This window comes from Parabacteroides sp. APC149_11_2_Y6 (assembly GCF_054506995.1).
The window spans coordinates 1081316-1098130 of record NZ_CP173709.1; the positions used below are offsets into that span (position 1 = coordinate 1081316).

Below are 16815 nucleotides of genomic sequence, written 5' to 3' on the forward strand. Positions count from 1 at the left end.
TTGAAGTGAACCCTAAAAGTTTTTTGCCCGACTTTTAGGGTTCATTTCACAAAACACTTTCATAATTGGATGCCGTATGCACGTGACCGGCAACACGCTCTCCTGTAACCAACCGGTCTAACCATTCTTCCAGCCTTACCGATAATCCCTTCTTAACCTTTCTTCCCTTCTTCTTTTCTCCATTTGTATTACACGATATTAAAATCGTATTGAAAAAGTATAGGGATATACCCTTTTCATGGCCTAAAAAGAAGGCGGACTCCATAGAAAATCTCCCCGGAAAGTCCTCGAAATTGAAAAACAACATCTGCCACGAAAAATGACATCTAATATTATTCATAGTTATGGTTTTCCGAAATCATAGTTATGATTTTCAAAAACTATAACTATGAATCGGAAAAAGCATAATATTTTATCATTACGAAGCAAATATAAGCCTTATATTTTTGTATCTGAAAGAAAAAATATCTTACTTTTATAAGCAGAGTTGCACTCTTTCTATCAAAACCTATAAAGTCCTCTACAAACATAAAATGGCAACCACCCCTACAGGTCGCTGCCATTTAACACTGATTGTAAGAATACGGAAATACCCGGACTTCACAGCCGGAGTATTTCCCTTTTATTTGATAATGTGATATCGCTAAAGTTTCGGTTAACTTTTATCTACAAACTATATATCTAAATTGAAATACCAGAATTTTATATAAATTCTTCCCAATACAATAGATATTCTTTATTTAGAACTTTTGTCCTGATTCAGTTTCCCGAGAAGATTTTTCCCCGGTCGGAACTTGATACTCGTTTTAGACGGTATCATACATTTCTCCCCGGTCTTGGGATTGTGTCCTTTCCGCTCTGTCCGTTTATATAGATAATAGGAACCGAAGCCTTGCATAATCAAGCGGTCGTCTTCCTTGAATACATTGACGAGTTCCTCGTTAAACGCATTGAGGAAACAGGAAATCGTATGGGGAGGAAGAGACATACGCTTTGACATCCGTTTTATGAATTCTGTTTTGTTCATATAGATTTTTACTATTAAATCTCCACCTTCCTATAATAGTAAGAAAGGTGGAGTATAATTCAATCAACTGGTCGGCAATCGAAGAACAACCTTAGTTAATTCGCCGACCTTTCTTATTCTTGGACGCAACGCACCGAGCGTCCATCGGCACGGGTGTATGAGGTAATGCCCAGCGTGGCACTACTGAAGTTCGTGCAGCTAGCGTTGACATTGCCTGACGGAACCGACGACGACCAGCAGTAGCCGCGGCTACCCTGAAAGTTGAAAATGCCGGTAGTGTGGCGGAGGCCCGCAGCAGGCAAAACGAGCTTCTGTTCACCTTCTGCATCTGCACCAGGGATAGTCAGTATTTTATTTGTATCATCCCAATTCTTTGTTACAGCAGTATTTCCTGCACCGATTGCCATCCATTCAGAGGCTGTCGGAACACGCCAACCTTCAGGACAAGGATCAGTCTCCGTTTTAATAGGATCTTCTTCAGTGCCACTATTCCATAACTTATTATACCAGAGATCGTCTTTCATATCCGCTCCTTCTGGATTGTCTTTCTCTGATTCAAATAACAACCAATTACCTTGGAGATTAGGATCGGAAGTACTACTTACAATAAACTTATCATCCCACAAATACATACTGCTTAAGTAACCTTCACCTGTAGGGAAAACTTTTGCTGTATAATTCTCACTATCTAATGTCTCTTGTTTGTTGGTTGCCCTCACACCTGATTTACGTCCCCACTGGAATAACTGACCGCAAAACTCTGTGACATCAGTATCTGCTGTATTTGTTACTGATTCCGGCATTTTAGTCGCACCCACATTTAGCGGAGCCCAAAAGACTGTTTTACCATCAGTCGTCTTCATCATTACAGGTTTGTACTCTGTATCAGCATAGTTCGGACGACTCTTGATGGTTATTACCTCTGCATCTTCAGGATTGCTGATATCGCTAATGCTCACATAAATATCCAAGGGTACACTCAGAGTCTGAACAGGAATCTTAACTTCCACGCCCATTTTATTATCTACAGCAGCACCCGCTACCAGGATTTCATTCAGTTTATCTTTGCCACCAATGGATTTAGCATGTTTGTCGTATGCTGCTAACACACTGTTGGGGGTTATGGTATTTACACCTAATACGTCAAATGAAATAGTACCACTCTTTTTTGCTTCCGTAATGTCCAATGTTTTAGTTTCAGGATACCATATAACGCCGGTTCCTGCCAATGCTGATGTATTGAAGTTCTCCAAAGCAATTTCAGACTTCATCCATTTCACATAAAGGGTTATATCACTGGTTACAGGTGCATTAAAATCGTAAACTGTAACTTTTTCCGGATCGGAATACCACCCCCTGAATTTAAAGCCTAATTTTTGTGGATTGGCAGGCATTGTCAATTTCTCATTGGCTTTAACAGAGGCAGGTTCCATTGGATTACCTCCATCCGTATCGAATGTTACGGTATATACAGCTTCACCGGGGTTAGACCAACGGGCATATAAGGTTATGTTTTCATTCACTACATCTGTTGCAAACTCCCATGCACTTGTATAAGCGGCATCTTTATACCAGCCTAAAAAACTACAATCTTCCTTAGTCGGGTTCGTCGGTTTTACAAGCTTGTCACCCTTGTTAACAGTCAAGGGGGCTACCTCGCTTCCTCCCTGTGCGTCAAAGGTTACGACACAAGCCTGAGCCGCTTCAACCCACTTCGCATAAATCGTCACATTACTCATTACGGTTTCCTTCTCAAAATCCCATACAGTTGTACATGCAGCTTCCTTGTACCAGCCGGAGAATATGTAATTCTCTTTTGTCGGGTCCTGAGGTTTCGTTACTTTCTGTCCTTCCACAACCTTCAAGGCATCAATATTACTTCCTCCCTGTGTGTTGAATGTTACAATGTACTCTGAGATGACCGGGTCATCCTTTTTACAGCCTACGACGATTACCATCATAAGCAACATCAATGAAATTAATTTTCTCATGATTTTAATAACTTAGTTTGTTAATTAAGAATATAAAGTATACATAATACAATCGCATTTTTAATTATTCATTGCATAGGTACATGAATAACACTTCTTCAATCAGGATATAACACAGCTTTTACATATAGTATAAAAACCACATATGTAGTATAGAGTTTGCTATTTAATATCCCTTACTCCCTTTAGTTTGTTACTATAATATTTATAAATCCCCTTTAGTTAATACAAGTTATTAAAACGACTTAGTCCTATCAGAACTTTTATCAAACAAAACTATTATCATTGATTATCAATATAAATAGATATGTAAATAGAATTAAATATTTGATATTACAGTATAAATAAACTTCTTATACATATTATAATACTGGTTAATACAAGACATTAAACACAAAATAGATGGTAAATAAAACTATTAAATTGTTTGTATTTAAAAAATATCATATATCTTTGCAGTATGAATTAACAAGTAGGAGATTAGTTCTGATAGAACTATGGAAAAATCATCTTGAATTATACTTCCTTTTTAATATTAAATATTTTGATTTTCAAAAGTAATAGATAAAATATATTTGCTTCCTTTGAATGGATTATTTATTTAAAAATCTCATATATGCATTGCTTTTCATAAGACAGGAAAGATTGTTTGTGTAAAAAAGCCGCTTGACCTTCACCAGGACAGAGCGGCTTACTAACCTATAAACTAATACCATGAAAATACTATTTCTGGCTCATACCGAAAATCTGAGGGTTTAAAATAATAAATCGTATCTTAGCCTGAGTAAAAAAGAAAAGCAATGAGTTACGATGAATTTCTTCGTTTTATCTTTCCAGATGGAATGTTCGATTATTTTGAGTTGTCAGATTTCCAAAAAAAGCCAGATCAGGTAGAAATATACTTTGAAGAGAAAAATATACATTCCACGGAATATACAACAGATAAATTAGAGAGCAAGGGTTTTTACGAACAAGTCAGGATGCACGATTATCCGATGCGTGGTCGTACTTGTTTATTGTTTATCAAGAAACGTCGCTGGTTCAATCACCGTACAGGTAAATATGTAAGCCGCAATTGGAAATTAGTGGCAGAAGGAACGCAAATAACGACAGAGTTTGCGTCTTTTTTAAAAGCATTGGATCGACTCTCGAGTTCTAAGCATTAGTCTTTTGGCGGATCATTACGGGATGGATGCTAAACAGCTGGAGTCGCAATACAAAAATCATCTGAGTCATTTTAAGAATTGGGAACAGCGTTCCCATGCCCAAGAGTGGATTCTCTTCGAGAAAAACATAGGGCCCTATGTCGGGCTGGACGAAACAGCTCTTTCTTCAGGAGAGTTGTATACAATCCTGATAAACAAAGATGCGAAAGGTAAAAAAGGTACCATCATCGCCATGGTTAAAGGTACATCCGCAGAAAAGGTTTCTCAAGTATTGCTCAAACTTTCCCGTCGCAGGCGTTTTCAGGTTCGTGAAATCACCTTGGACATGGCTCCCAATATGGCTCAGATAACCCGTGTTTGTTTTCCTGCCGCCAAACAGGTTATCGACCGTTTTCATGTTCAGAAGCTCGCTTTTGAAGCTGTACAGGAAATGCGTATAAAGGCACGATGGGAGGCATTGGATAAAGAAATGGTCGAGCTTACCTATGCAAAAACATCCGGTCAGCCCTTTGTCCCTGAAACATTTGAGAATGGGGACAGCCGCAAACAACTGTTGGCAAGAAGCCGGTACCTTTTATTCAAGAAAGATGAACTTTGGTCTGAGAGCCAAAGAAAAAGGGCCAGGATTCTTTTCCGGGAATATCCCGATATTAAGAAAGCCTATTACTTAAGCATGAGGCTGGGCTTGATATATCACCAGGTAAAATCGGCAGATATTGCCTTGACACGCCTGGCACATTGGTATGACGAGGTAGACAGATCCGGTTTTCTTTCTTTTGGAACTGTAGCCAGGACTATACAAGCACATTACTTAAATATTGTTGCCTTTTTTAGAAGACGACCAACCAATGCTGCAAGTGAATCCTTCAATGCTAAAATTAAAGCTTTCAGGGCACAACTCAGAGGGGTGAGGGATGTCACTTTTTTCTTATTCAGGCTTGCTAATATTTATGCTTAAAATTTAATCCCCTCAGGATTTCAGTATGAGCCGATTTCGGTATGATTTTGTACTAAAACAAAAAAGCTACCAATCAAATTGGTAGCTTTTTATGCGGAAGCTGGGGGATTCGAACCCCCGGTACGGTTACCCGTACGACAGTTTAGCAAACTGTTGGTTTCAGCCACTCACCCAAACTTCCTTGAGTTTTGCGCTTCTTCCCTAGAATTGCGCTGCAAAGATATGCTTATATTTCTGAATAAACAAAGCTTTTTAAGGATATTTTTTGATAAAAAGCCACTTTGCAGCGCAGTTCCTTGGCAATCAGAGATTTCTATTTTAGTATAATTGCCGGATTATCTAAAAGCTCACGAACGGTTAAGGATCCTGCATAATGCTGGTTGCTGGAAATGTATAAACGAAATGTTACAGTGTCGGAAAGTTTGGCTCCCGCTTCTACCTGAAATGAATAATAACTGTTACGGTTGGTTGTAAAACTGTTTACAATATTCTGGTTGGAAGAAGTAACACTATATCGTGGAATATAATATGCTGTTCCGTTTGAATTAACCATAATCGTATTACTTAAAAGAGGACTATTCTTTGTCAGTACATTATCAAAATAGACAGTCGAATTACGGAAACCGTCTGCCGAGAGAACTATGTCTTCGGCACTGGCATCTTTGTTAGAGATAAAATTGACACTTTGGGTTCCTGTTACAGGAGCCGTATAAGTTCTTTTATATCCTCCGTTCTCTGCAATCCAGTTGACATCGTTGGTTGTCAGATTACTCGTCTTGATATGGACTGTAAGCGGATAAGAAGCTGGTGCGTTGTTTGGCACAGATACGTCAAACCTGACTACAGCAGTGCTGCCTGAACCATAGTTTACAATATTATTATTATTGACAGATACATTATTGAAAGAACGGGATTGTATAGGTACGTTGGCTGTGTGGAAGTAGTCGTTCTCTATTGTAATTGTCTCATCACTGTCTTCCGCACTGGTTTTGAAATTTAAGGTATTTTCTCCCGGGTTATAGACCCAGTAAATATACTTGTAAGTACCATTGGAAAATTCTATTTCCATATCTTTATTGGACCCGATAGGATATAGGTTACTTGTTGAGATTTCACATTTCAACGGGAATAAGTAAGATGGAATCATTGTTGGAATTTGGAATGTAAGCGCAACTTCCTGTTCCTTTTCCGTATAAGGGTTAGGGGATATGCTTGCCGGTTCAAAGCTATATAATGCGGTAGAAGTGACAGTGATTGTTCGGGATAACACACCCGCTTTCACCTCAATAGATGCTTCGTTCTGACCTGCTATAACGGCAGCAATATCAGCCGTGATGGTTCCGTTGCCATTGTAGCTGAGATTACTGAGGATATTTGCCTGGTCATAGGCTACGGATACATTAATTTTAGAATCGGCAGCGATTCCGTTCTCTGTATAATGCGTAGCTATTGTGAGCTTCCCTGCTTTGGTGAATAAAAAATAAAGCTGGCTGACCGTTAGTATATTATTATTGTTGTCAGAGATAGAAGGAGAATCCTTGAATATTTCAGCATAGATATTGTTGGATGGTTCCGAACTCATAGCATCCTCAAAATTAGTACTGCCATGTGCCTGCTGGTTGAAGCCTTCAATAACAACCCGGTAAAGAATATTTCTAACTATGGTATAAGGACGCTTATTGGTATCAAGGAACTGGATTTTATAGAATAATTCCGGTCCATTGTCCAGTTTCCCTTTTATAATAAGGTAACATTGGTCATTGGAGTAATTGGGATTCTCGAACATATATTTCGGTTCAACCGTACAATCGTTTGCGTTTTGGCTTGTTTTGGAAAGGCTGCCCGGCAGTAGGGTCGGTTTATCATCTTCTATCAGGAACGGGTTAGGGGTACGTTCAGGGATAAAAGGCGATACTGTTCCGGATGTTGTATAATTACAAAGGGCATATCCTGTCAGTACGAAGTTGGGCACATTGCTTTCCACCGTTACTTTTGCCTGGTTGCGGAATAATGTAAAATTAGCGGAGGAAGCGGGTTGTGTTATCTCGCTTCTTCCCCAGAATATCATTGTATTGCCATAGAGGGATGGCAATAATTCGCGTTCGTCTTTTTGTAAAGAACTATTGTCATCAAATGCTGTCCAATCGTAGTTGGCTATGGCATGAATGAAACCTGCTTTGTCGGTGACCTGTGCAGTGAAACTGCCGCTACTGTTATTCATTGTAAGTTCGTCAGCATGTACGCGTTCGAGGAATAAACCTTTGGCATCAAATACCAGCAGCCATAAATCTTTTAGATCATAATCGATATTGGCAGCCCGGGTTTGCATCTGCAATTCCGGCATGAAGACAGACCCGCTAAACTTTATTTTTCCAGCCATGCTATTGTCCGGTACCAGATTATCGTCCTGGCAGGAGGAGAAAACGAGGCTGATAAATATATAGGTATAAATTAATTTTTTCATCACATCTGTTTTTTAGCTTTTATTTGACATCTCTGACACATCTGACCGAAGTAAAAAGAGAGTTGAAGTCGGTCGTATTTCCTACGCGAGGGTCCATAAAGTTGACAGCTCCACTGGCTCGTGCGCTCCAGTACCATCCACCTTCGAGAATTTCTTTTACATCACAGGCTTTTATATTCTGGAGAACATCTGTCAGGTAGACTTCTGCTAATGTCGGCATTCTCCAATCACTGTAGCGTTCGCCTGTCGTTTTGTCGTTTTCCACGTAATCCCTGCATTTTAAGCGGGATGAAGCGTAATCGCTTGCGGTCGTAACACCATATTGTGATGCCAGCATTAAGCGGGGAGAAATACGACGGTTGTTGTCCTCATTGTCTATTGTAGCACCTTCACTGTCTGTTTTGGGGTAGCCCAGTATACCATAGTTGCGGATATATTTAGCATATGAGGCTCCGAGCGCTGGTTGAGGAGCATAATGGTAATATCCGGACGGAAATGTTTCATCGAACTCGTCCGGGTCAGGCAGTGTCGAGAAATCGGCAACAAATGAACTGATAATATACATTTTATTATTGTTCTGTCCCTGACTGCCTCCCGGTTCATCCGCTGAAATATCCGCTCCGATGTACAAGGCCGGATATTGGGCAACAGTTACTTTTTGAGTCAGCCCGGCTCCGTTCCTAACAGTAAACTCTATTGCTTTTTCTACAAAATTGGTCGGCAACGAGCTGTTTATCCGGATGGCTCCGTTCTTTACTCCGGACTGGCAGATAATGTTGACGCCATTGGTATTGTTGGCAATCGCTGTTCCGTTCACTTTTATGTCTGTGACTTCTACATCCGGTGTGGATGATTGGAACGTTGTAGTGAATTTCGTACTGTTCGGTAAAGTGATGTGCGTATCTTTCACATAAATGAAATTGATACCTTCTACTGTAACCAGCACTTCTTTGGTAGACCAATCCTGAATAATAAAAGTACCTTTTATTTCGGTTGCGGCTTCGGGGGTTGCAGCTCCCGGTTGGTCAACTTGTACGATAATATCATACAGGTAATTACGCTGTAATTTATATAAAGCCTCTTTCTCGGCAGTTGTTGCTGCATCATTTGATGAAAGCCGGTAGTTAAGGGGTACTTTATAATAATTCTGTGAAATTTCCGTGCCCTCCGGACTGATTACCGGAATATTGACGATCGCATATGTTTCGTTACGGATATTTTTATTCCAATCATTCGGATAGGAGTACAAGATAATCCGGCTGTTGTTGCCGGCACCCGAACTGATGTTGGTAAATCCGGTCATACTTTGCAAGGTTTGCGAGATGATTGTTCCATTGTCCAACGCATTTCCACTGGCGGCATACTGCATGAATTTCTTACTGATCTCGGTAGTAGGAGATGCCGTGTAACCGTTTGTATAAGTCGTGGTGATACGGATTTTTGCTGCAGCTCTTTTTACGGAGACAACTATTTCCTTGTCGATAACGAGACCATCATTCAATACCATGGAAGTCCGCCCATCCATGATGAAATAATCCTGGGTCTTATCCGGATTAAGAGAAGAAACGGTTAGGTCATTTAATTCGGAAAGCGTTAATCCTCCGGCAGGTATGTTGCCGGTATAGTTAGCTAAAACATATGTAGTATAGCTGGTTTGCGAAATAAACATGTCCTGGGTCGCTTCCAATGGAAGGAGATATTCTCCAATGTTTGTCAAATCAGTTTCCGGTTTTTTACGTTCGTAAGAGGCACAAGTTTCATCCCCATCCCGATAGATGAAAACATCGAGAGTGTTGATTAGATTTTCATTCAAATTGTCTTCTCCCGGTTCAACCAGGGCACGGGTACTTCCGGAGGCTGATAAAACCAGTTTCAGGGAAAGTCTGTTTGCTGATGTTAGCCCGTTATTCATGTCATCTTCCTGCGTACATGCAAGGAAGATAGAAAACAGGGTAAAAAGTATTATATGGTTATATCTTAGTTTCATAGTCGAATGTCCTCCTTTACCGGTTTTATTTGTATTCCGTTTGAGTAATTAATATATCGGTGTCACTGTTCCCCGGAAATTTGCGTTTGCCATTTTGTTCCGGGTTAATTTTCAGTTTGGTTCCATTGACGGTTATATAGAAGCTGCTTGTTCTTAGTTTACCATCCCAAGGTTTTGTTGCACCTATACGTATGGTATGCGTTTCCGGACCGGCTATTCCTCTGGAAGTAGCAATGGTTCCGGCTTGTTCGCCTGTGGTTGCGAATGCAAATTCAAGACCGTTGCTCAGTGTTGCAGTCCATACGGCTCCGGCAGGAGCCGTCAATTGGAATGTAAAACCTGCATAAGAGGTCTGGTTTTGCGATTGTCCGTTTTTGATATAAGGAAACTGTACGAATCCTCCCAAAGCCCCGGCATCATTACCATTCAGTGCTTCCAATGAATAATCCGTGTCATTTACCTTATTACCGATTTCCGAATGCGAGACCGTCCAGGGTTGGACAATGGTCCGGAGCAGTAACTTATTATCCGGATACTCCAACATGGCGATGACCGAATAAACCGTATTCCGTAGTAAACTGTATTTATCTTCATTATGTCCACTATCGGTAATATATCCTTTATAAATATGTTTTACCCCTTTTATTTCAGCAGTGATGCGTAAATAAGGAGTTATATTATCATCCGGTGTGGGCGAAGCCATAATATTCTGATAACTGTAAAATATAGCCTGCGCATTTTCCGGAGCCAGGTCGACAGCATCCATAGACATCGTATCCAATAACGCGTCGAGTCCGGTTGTTATGTTTTGCTTTTCAACCGGCGATAACATTTCCCTGCTTTTGTACTGCCCGTTTGTGTTCGTTACCAGGTTGACGAGTTCGACAGAGATAACATGTACCGGTATATCCTTTAACTGGTTGTTTTTAAACATATGAATATCCAGCCGTGAAACCAGCCGTTCCATTGGTATGTCTACATATGTCTGGACATTATCGATGGTTACAGTCTGTTTTCCCACCATCGGGATACCCGATGCCGTAAATGCCTGGTTATTATTGATCGACCATTGTTCCAGTTCTTCCCGTGTTGTAGAACCGGTTAAAAGGATGGACGGAGTTATTCCCGCCTCATTATAATTCCCGATTGCATAAATCTCTTTTGTTTGCGGAGATATATTTACAGACCGTGTTATTTCAGTAACAGACTCCGGTTTGATTTCCGGAATAAGTTCAGAATATTCGCAGACTCCGTTCGATTCATTAAAGATATACAGGGCGAGGCTGGAAAAACTGCTGTCTCCTGCTTTTGCCAGGTTATCATTTGTTGCCAGCGTCGAGATATAAAGCTTCAGCTTATTATCTTTATTATCGGGCGTAATAGATTCATCCCGGGTGCAGGCTGCTAGGAACAGAATTAAAAGCAACAGGCTGATCTTCCATATATTTTGATAATTTGTGTCCATAATCTAAATGGGCATGTTTCCTATGCCGGGTTTTATGTTTTCTTCATTCCAGGGAGCTACAGTGATAGCCATTCCATTAAAACGAAAACGTATGCCAACCAGCACTTCGTTTTTTCCATGGACGGAAATCCCATATTCCTTCATGAATTGTTGTAAGTTTAGTGTATATAATGTAGCCTGAGAGTCATTATCTTTCAGGGAAACAATGATATCATTCTCATCTTCAAACCGTAGTACATTGAACCTACTGGTATAACTTGTCATCTCTTCATTGGAAGATACGGAAGGTAGATAAGATATGCGTTCTTGGGAAAAGTTTTTGTTGAAATTGACGTTGGAACTCAAATTTCCTACTTCAATACGGAATGGAACATTTTCGTTTTTAGTCAGTTTCAGGGTTCCGGTACCAAGTACCTCTATCTGCATTTTTATGTGTGCACTGTTAAAGTATACGGTATCTTCGCTTGAATGGCTCGTATCTATTTCTATATCTTTTATGCCTACATACAGGCTGTCATTTGTAGAAATAGTCTCACCGGTAAAATAGCGGGGAGCTGCAACAGAAGCTAATCCTCTTGCCGACGGATTGTTTATTTGCGTATCAACGTATGAGTTTCCCCAGCAAACCACTTTGTATAATCCGTCCGGCAGGTTTAATTCGATGCCTCTGCGTGTGGACAGGTCATGTTGTTCCAATGTAATTGCTTCAATCAATGCATCGTTCACATTATAAACATACAGGTTTACCTTCCCGATTTTATCAGGAAATATTTCCCGATTCTCATCCCCCAGATAGCTGAAGTATAAGAATGTATTACAAGGTTCCAAATCTTCTCTGATACATCCGGTAAAGAGTGCAGACAGAAAGAAGATACAGAATATGCTTATGTGTTTCATATTGTTTTACTGTATGTTAAGTTCTCAAATATGTTTCGGACAGGGTGTAAGAGACCTTTCCCCATGCCAGGCATGGAGTGTCATGGATGTTTCTGTATGGGGAAAGGGACTGGCTTTTACTGTTCGAGGTCAAAGCCGGGAATGATGGTCTCTTCTTTCCACGGTTCTATACTGACTTTGACTAATACATTATACTGGATATTTCCCAAGTCGTTATCCAGCATGGGGATTAATTCGATGTCCATATTATAAATCGTGCCCGGTTTAAAGTCGGAAGCTACCATTTCGGTATTGATATCTTTGTAGTATTTTACCACATTGGCAAAACGAACATCGGTAATCAATGCCGGGTTAAATACCGCTGGGTCTGTGGATGCAAGGTTTTCGGTTTTAATATTGGCTAAATCCAGATGCAGTTTCGGCACTTCCATTCCCGGGAAGAAATTGAAGGCATAACATTTTCCGTTCAGTGCAGTAGGCAATGGTTGGTAGTTTGTCCCGTCAAACTTGTTGTAGCTGGCAAAAGGTGCAGCATCCAATGTCGGGTTATTTTCAAAAAGCCACTGGCCGTTGGTAATATGGGACGTGAATGTCGTATTATTGCATAATTGTTCCAAATTGCCCGGATTATTATATGCATTATAGAATCCATTCATATAAATACCCATGATGTCTGCACTGAAATTTGTCCAGGATACAGTGGCGGTTTTATCTACACTATTAATCTTTCGTGTAAACAGGAACGAACCATTGGGTTTGATTGTGATGCTCTTTATCTGTAGGCGGGCAACGACAGGAGCGATGGAAACTGATGCTGTATACGTTTTTCCGGAGGTTGGGTCCGGCTCTACAGGCTCGCTTTCAATGGGAGTCAGATCATCGTCGAAACCACTATAAATAACCTGGGACCCTTGCTGGTCTGTCAAAGTCGTGGAAATAACATTGTTGTTTACGGCATTTCCCGGATTTCCATAAACATAAACTTTGGAGACTGCTTTGGCTATATTGATGAATTTAAGTCCCAGGGCAGGGTCGATCAATTTGTTCCAGTCGGAGTTCAGCACATTATCTTTGGTGACTGTTCGCGAAGTGACAACGGTTCCGTTTACATCGGTCAGATAAATTAATACACTGTTCACATTCATAGTATCTTTGGTAAACAAATCAGTCGGGTCGGAGGCTTTGGTTGAGAGTCCACTCAAGCTAACTGATATATTTTTACTTTGGTTTACCGTAGCCAGATCTTCGTCATTGTCTTTAGAACATGCGGTCAGGGCTAAAACTATTGATATGCTTAAAAAAGTACTGTAAATTTTCATAAATTGTCCTTTCTCTTTTCTTTTAGTTTTTAATAATTGTGTTTTTGTTGTTTAAAATCGATTACCATTAAACAATCATTATCTGAAATAAGTTTTGGTAGACTATATATCTATGGGAAAAAGATATTAATTTTGCTCCTCATTCTGACATTCAGTATATTATTAACAGATATGAGTGAAAAGAAGTTGCCTAAGCGCACGATTATCATAGGATTACTTTCTGTTTGCCTGTTTTTGTTGGCAGGAACAGCCTTTTGGGGATACCGTCTCGTTCTCGCCCCTAATTTTGAATTATCAAAAACCGTATATGTATTTGTAGACCGGGAGAAAGACTTTTCCGATTTATGCCGCCAGTTGCAGGATTCGGCGGGTTGTATGCATCCGGGTAGTTTTAAGCAGTTGGCCGGAATGCTGAAATATCCGGAGAATATGCGGACCGGACGGTATGCCGTACATCCCGGAATGAGTAACCTCAAATTATTGAATGACCTGCGTCGTGGCCATCAAACGGCAACAAAGCTGACTTTTAATAACATCCGTTTTAAAAAAGATCTTGCAGAACGGTTAAGTGAGCAGTTAATGGTAGAAGAGGATGAGATACTGGCGTTATTGAATGATTCCGCCTATTGCGCCTCCTTGGGGTTTACTACAGAAACGATTAATGCCCTTTTTATACCCAACACTTACGAGGTTTATTGGAATATCCCGGCGGATAAACTTATGCAGCGTATGAAACGGGAGTATAATGCTTTCTGGACGCCGGCCCGTCTTGATAAAGCCAAAGCAATCGGACTGACCCCCGTGGAAGTGGCCACCCTTGCTTCTATTGTGGAAGAAGAAACTGCTGCGCCGGATGAATATCCTATAGTTGCCGGTTTGTATCTCAACCGCCTGCACCGGGGAATACCTTTGCAAGCCGATCCCACAGTGAAATTTGCCATAGGCGATTTTTCGCTGCAACGGATTTTGTTTGAACATCTTGAAATCGATTCGCCTTACAATACGTATAAGTATGCTGGTCTTCCTCCGGGACCGCTCCGCATTCCTACAATCAAAGGATTGGATGCCGTATTAAATTATATGCAGCACAATTATCTTTATATGTGTGCCAAGGAAGATTTTTCAGGCAGGCACAATTTTGCGGCAACACTGGCAGAACATAATCGCAATGCCAATCGTTACCGGGCGGAACTGAACCGGAGAGGAATCAGGTAGAACCAACCGGATGAAGAATATCCGTTTAGCTTTTGTTTTAGGCTAAAAAAAGTATCTTTGTCAATTGAATAACAGAATTGTATCAATTCAACAAAAAAATATTTCATGGAAAAACATCTATTTTTAGGGGATGAGGCAATAGCACAAGCAGCTATTGATGCCGGATTGTCCGGTGTTTATGCTTATCCCGGAACTCCGTCGACTGAAATTACCGAGTATATCCAAGGCTCGGCAATCGCACAGGAAAGAGGTATCCACAGCCGTTGGAGCACAAATGAGAAAACTGCAATGGAGACTGCTTTGGGTATGAGTTATGCCGGAAAACGTGCACTTTGCTGCATGAAGCATGTGGGTCTGAATGTGGCAGCCGATTGCTTTATGAATGCTGCTATGAGTGGAGTGAACGGGGGAATGATTATTATTTCGGCCGATGACCCTTCCATGCACTCTTCCCAGAACGAACAGGACAACCGTGTATACGGCAATTTCGCTATGATTCCGATGCTTGAACCTTCCAGTCAGCAGGAAGCGTATGATATGGTATATGACGGTTTTGATTTATCGGAAAAGTTAGGTTATCCTGTCCTTGTCCGTATCACTACCCGTATGGCACATTCCCGTGCCGGTGTGTTACGCCGTGAAATGAAACCGATGAACGAGATGCATACACCGGAAGACGGCCGTCAGCGTTTTATCCTTCTGCCGGCATTGGCTCGTAAACGTTTTAAAACGTTGCTGGCAGCTCAGGAAAGTTTTGTTGCAGAATCTGAATCATCTAAATATAACCAGTATTTCGATGCTCCGAATAAGGAACTGGGTATCATAACAACCGGTATCGCTTTCAACTACCTGTCTGAGAATTATCCGGACGGTTTTGAAAATCCTGTTTTAAAAATCAGCCAGTATCCGCTGCCTAAAAAGCAAATAGAGAAATTGGTGAGCGAATGCAAGGAAATACTGGTTTTGGAAGAAGGCTATCCGGTAGTGGAAGAACAACTGAAAGGCTTCTTAGGATTGACTATCCCTGTACACGGACGTTTGGACGGAACCTTGCAGCGTGACGGCGAACTTACTCCGGATGCAGTAGGCAAAGCATTAGGTAAGGATATTACCAGTTATTATGCGCAGCCGGAAGTGGTAGAACAGCGTCCGCCCGCATTGTGCCAGGGTTGCGGACACCGCGATATGTATGAAGCATTGAATGAAGTGTTGGCGGAATATAAAGGCGCCAAAGTTTTTGGAGATATAGGCTGCTATACATTGGGAGCTTTGCCTCCGTTCCGTGCAATCGACACATGTATCGATATGGGGGCATCCATTACAATGGCAAAAGGCGCTTCGGATGCCGGAGTTTACCCTGCTGTATCTGTAATCGGGGACTCTACGTTTACTCATTCGGGCATGACTGGCTTATTGGATTGCGTAAATGAAAATACCAATATCACGATCGTTATTTCCGATAATGAAACAACGGCAATGACTGGCGGTCAGGATTCGGCAGGTACCGGACGCCTGGAGTCTATCTGTGCTGGTATCGGGGTAGACCCGGCGCATATCCGCGTGATGATTCCCCTGAAGAAAAACTACGAGGAAATGAAGTCTATTATTCGTGAAGAAATTGAATATAAAGGGGTATCCGTATTGATTCCGCGCCGCGAGTGTATACAGACATTAACAAGAAAGAAAAAAGCAAGCAAGAAATGAAAACAGATATTATACTATCAGGAGTAGGAGGACAAGGTATCCTGTCTATTGCTGCCGTTATCGGCGAAGCTGCATTGAAGGAAGGTCTGTATATGAAACAGGCGGAAGTACACGGTATGAGCCAGCGTGGGGGAGACGTACAGTCCAACCTCCGTCTGTCCGACCAGCCGATTGCATCCGACTTGATTCCGAAAGGACAGGCCGACCTGATTATTTCACTGGAACCGATGGAAAGTCTGCGCTATCTGCCGTTCCTTAAAAAAGAAGGTTGGCTGGTGACCAATTCACAGCCTTTTATTAATATCCCGAACTATCCGGAGATAGAAAAGGTAAATGCCGAATTGGATAAATTACCTCATAAAGTCGTACTGGATGTGGAAGCAATTGCTAAGAACGTCGGTTCTCCCCGTACTGCCAATATTGTGATGCTGGGTGCTGCCGCTCCGTTTATCGGCATTGAATATGATAAAATAGCGGATGGCATCCGCCGTATCTTCGGACGTAAAGGCGAAGAGGTGGTGGAAATGAACCTCAAGGCTTTAAAAGCCGGTTTTGATGTCGCTCAGACGATGCGATAATATAGTAGCGGGGGCGGATAAAAAGTCCGTCCCTGTTTTTCCGT

The 16815-nt window shown here is 41.3% G+C and carries 13 protein-coding genes and 1 tRNA gene; 5 read left to right on the top strand and 9 right to left on the bottom strand.

The window, feature by feature from the left end; all coding sequences use genetic code 11:
• Nucleotides 1–46: 46 nt before the first annotated feature.
• The 3 genes from ACGE0T_RS04430 to ACGE0T_RS04440 form a co-directional block, all read right to left on the bottom strand.
• A complete protein-coding gene (locus tag ACGE0T_RS04430; RefSeq protein WP_459189329.1) occupies nt 47–340 on the bottom strand; it encodes a hypothetical protein in 294 nt (97 codons plus the stop codon).
• Nucleotides 341–736: 396 nt separating this feature from the next.
• Nucleotides 737–1027 carry an HU family DNA-binding protein gene (locus ACGE0T_RS04435; protein ID WP_459189330.1) on the bottom strand — a complete coding sequence of 97 codons (291 nt, stop codon included), beginning with the start codon at nt 1025–1027 and terminating at the stop codon, nt 737–739.
• Nucleotides 1028–1140: 113 nt separating this feature from the next.
• Nucleotides 1141–3018 (bottom strand): InlB B-repeat-containing protein, encoded by a 1878-nt coding sequence (locus tag ACGE0T_RS04440; protein ID WP_459189331.1) that lies wholly within the window; start codon nt 3016–3018, stop codon nt 1141–1143.
• 800 nt (nt 3019–3818) lie between these two features.
• On the opposite strand from ACGE0T_RS04440, the gene ACGE0T_RS04445 reads away from it, so the two are divergent.
• Together ACGE0T_RS04445 and ACGE0T_RS04450 are read left to right on the top strand one after the other, a co-directional pair.
• On the top strand, nt 3819–4184 hold the full coding sequence (locus ACGE0T_RS04445; RefSeq protein WP_459189332.1) for an ISAon1 family transposase N-terminal region protein: 366 nt from the start codon (nt 3819–3821) through the stop codon (nt 4182–4184).
• A 22-nt stretch (nt 4185–4206) separates the two neighbouring features.
• Nucleotides 4207–5142 carry an ISAon1 family transposase gene (locus ACGE0T_RS04450; protein WP_459189333.1) on the top strand — a complete coding sequence of 312 codons (936 nt, stop codon included), beginning with the start codon at nt 4207–4209 and terminating at the stop codon, nt 5140–5142.
• A gap of 94 nt (nt 5143–5236) precedes the next feature.
• Here ACGE0T_RS04450 and ACGE0T_RS04455 read toward each other — a convergent pair.
• The 6 genes from ACGE0T_RS04455 to ACGE0T_RS04480 all read right to left on the bottom strand — a co-directional run bounded on the left by ACGE0T_RS04455 (nt 5237) and on the right by ACGE0T_RS04480 (nt 13274).
• Nucleotides 5237–5323: transfer RNA gene (locus tag ACGE0T_RS04455), tRNA-Ser, on the bottom strand.
• 132 nt (nt 5324–5455) lie between these two features.
• Nucleotides 5456–7606, bottom strand: a complete 2151-nt coding sequence (locus tag ACGE0T_RS04460) for a COG1361 family protein (protein ID WP_459189334.1) — start codon at nt 7604–7606, stop codon at nt 5456–5458.
• A 19-nt stretch (nt 7607–7625) separates the two neighbouring features.
• The gene (gene fimD / locus ACGE0T_RS04465) at nt 7626–9593 is read right to left on the bottom strand and encodes a fimbrial tip adhesin FimD (RefSeq protein ID WP_459189335.1); all 1968 of its coding nucleotides are present in this window, start codon (nt 9591–9593) and stop codon (nt 7626–7628) included.
• 25 nt (nt 9594–9618) lie between these two features.
• The gene (locus ACGE0T_RS04470) at nt 9619–11058 is read right to left on the bottom strand and encodes a DUF4906 domain-containing protein (protein ID WP_459189336.1); all 1440 of its coding nucleotides are present in this window, start codon (nt 11056–11058) and stop codon (nt 9619–9621) included.
• Between the two features lie 3 nt (nt 11059–11061).
• A complete protein-coding gene (locus tag ACGE0T_RS04475; RefSeq protein ID WP_459189337.1) occupies nt 11062–11955 on the bottom strand; it encodes a FimB/Mfa2 family fimbrial subunit in 894 nt (297 codons plus the stop codon).
• A 116-nt stretch (nt 11956–12071) separates the two neighbouring features.
• The gene (locus tag ACGE0T_RS04480) at nt 12072–13274 is read right to left on the bottom strand and encodes a hypothetical protein (protein ID WP_459189338.1); all 1203 of its coding nucleotides are present in this window, start codon (nt 13272–13274) and stop codon (nt 12072–12074) included.
• Between the two features lie 171 nt (nt 13275–13445).
• On the opposite strand from ACGE0T_RS04480, the gene mltG reads away from it, so the two are divergent.
• From mltG to ACGE0T_RS04495, 3 genes are all read left to right on the top strand, one after another.
• Nucleotides 13446–14489 (top strand): endolytic transglycosylase MltG, encoded by a 1044-nt coding sequence (gene mltG / locus ACGE0T_RS04485; RefSeq protein WP_459189339.1) that lies wholly within the window; start codon nt 13446–13448, stop codon nt 14487–14489.
• 105 nt (nt 14490–14594) lie between these two features.
• Nucleotides 14595–16193, top strand: a complete 1599-nt coding sequence (locus tag ACGE0T_RS04490) for a thiamine pyrophosphate-dependent enzyme (protein ID WP_459189340.1) — start codon at nt 14595–14597, stop codon at nt 16191–16193.
• Entirely contained in the window at nt 16190–16771 is a 582-nt protein-coding gene (locus tag ACGE0T_RS04495) for an indolepyruvate oxidoreductase subunit beta (protein ID WP_459189341.1), read from the top strand. Before ACGE0T_RS04490 ends, ACGE0T_RS04495 begins: the two co-directional genes overlap by 4 nt.
• Nucleotides 16772–16815 lie beyond the last annotated feature (44 nt).

Bases quoted from the DNA above. Each gene is read 5' to 3' on its own strand.
- ACGE0T_RS04445 (WP_459189332.1), top strand. From the start codon at position 3,819: ATGAGTTACGATGAATTTCTTCGTTTTATCTTTCCAGATGGAATGTTC.
- ACGE0T_RS04480 (WP_459189338.1), bottom strand. From the start codon at position 13,274: ATGAAAATTTACAGTACTTTTTTAAGCATATCAATAGTTTTAGCCCTG.
- ACGE0T_RS04495 (WP_459189341.1), top strand. From the start codon at position 16,190: ATGAAAACAGATATTATACTATCAGGAGTAGGAGGACAAGGTATCCTG.
- ACGE0T_RS04490 (WP_459189340.1), top strand. From the start codon at position 14,595: ATGGAAAAACATCTATTTTTAGGGGATGAGGCAATAGCACAAGCAGCT.
- ACGE0T_RS04470 (WP_459189336.1), bottom strand. From the start codon at position 11,058: ATGGACACAAATTATCAAAATATATGGAAGATCAGCCTGTTGCTTTTA.
- ACGE0T_RS04460 (WP_459189334.1), bottom strand. From the start codon at position 7,606: ATGAAAAAATTAATTTATACCTATATATTTATCAGCCTCGTTTTCTCC.
- ACGE0T_RS04450 (WP_459189333.1), top strand. From the start codon at position 4,207: ATGGATGCTAAACAGCTGGAGTCGCAATACAAAAATCATCTGAGTCAT.
- ACGE0T_RS04440 (WP_459189331.1), bottom strand. From the start codon at position 3,018: ATGAGAAAATTAATTTCATTGATGTTGCTTATGATGGTAATCGTCGTA.
- mltG (WP_459189339.1), top strand. From the start codon at position 13,446: ATGAGTGAAAAGAAGTTGCCTAAGCGCACGATTATCATAGGATTACTT.
- ACGE0T_RS04430 (WP_459189329.1), bottom strand. From the start codon at position 340: ATGAATAATATTAGATGTCATTTTTCGTGGCAGATGTTGTTTTTCAAT.
- fimD (WP_459189335.1), bottom strand. From the start codon at position 9,593: ATGAAACTAAGATATAACCATATAATACTTTTTACCCTGTTTTCTATC.
- ACGE0T_RS04475 (WP_459189337.1), bottom strand. From the start codon at position 11,955: ATGAAACACATAAGCATATTCTGTATCTTCTTTCTGTCTGCACTCTTT.
- ACGE0T_RS04435 (WP_459189330.1), bottom strand. From the start codon at position 1,027: ATGAACAAAACAGAATTCATAAAACGGATGTCAAAGCGTATGTCTCTT.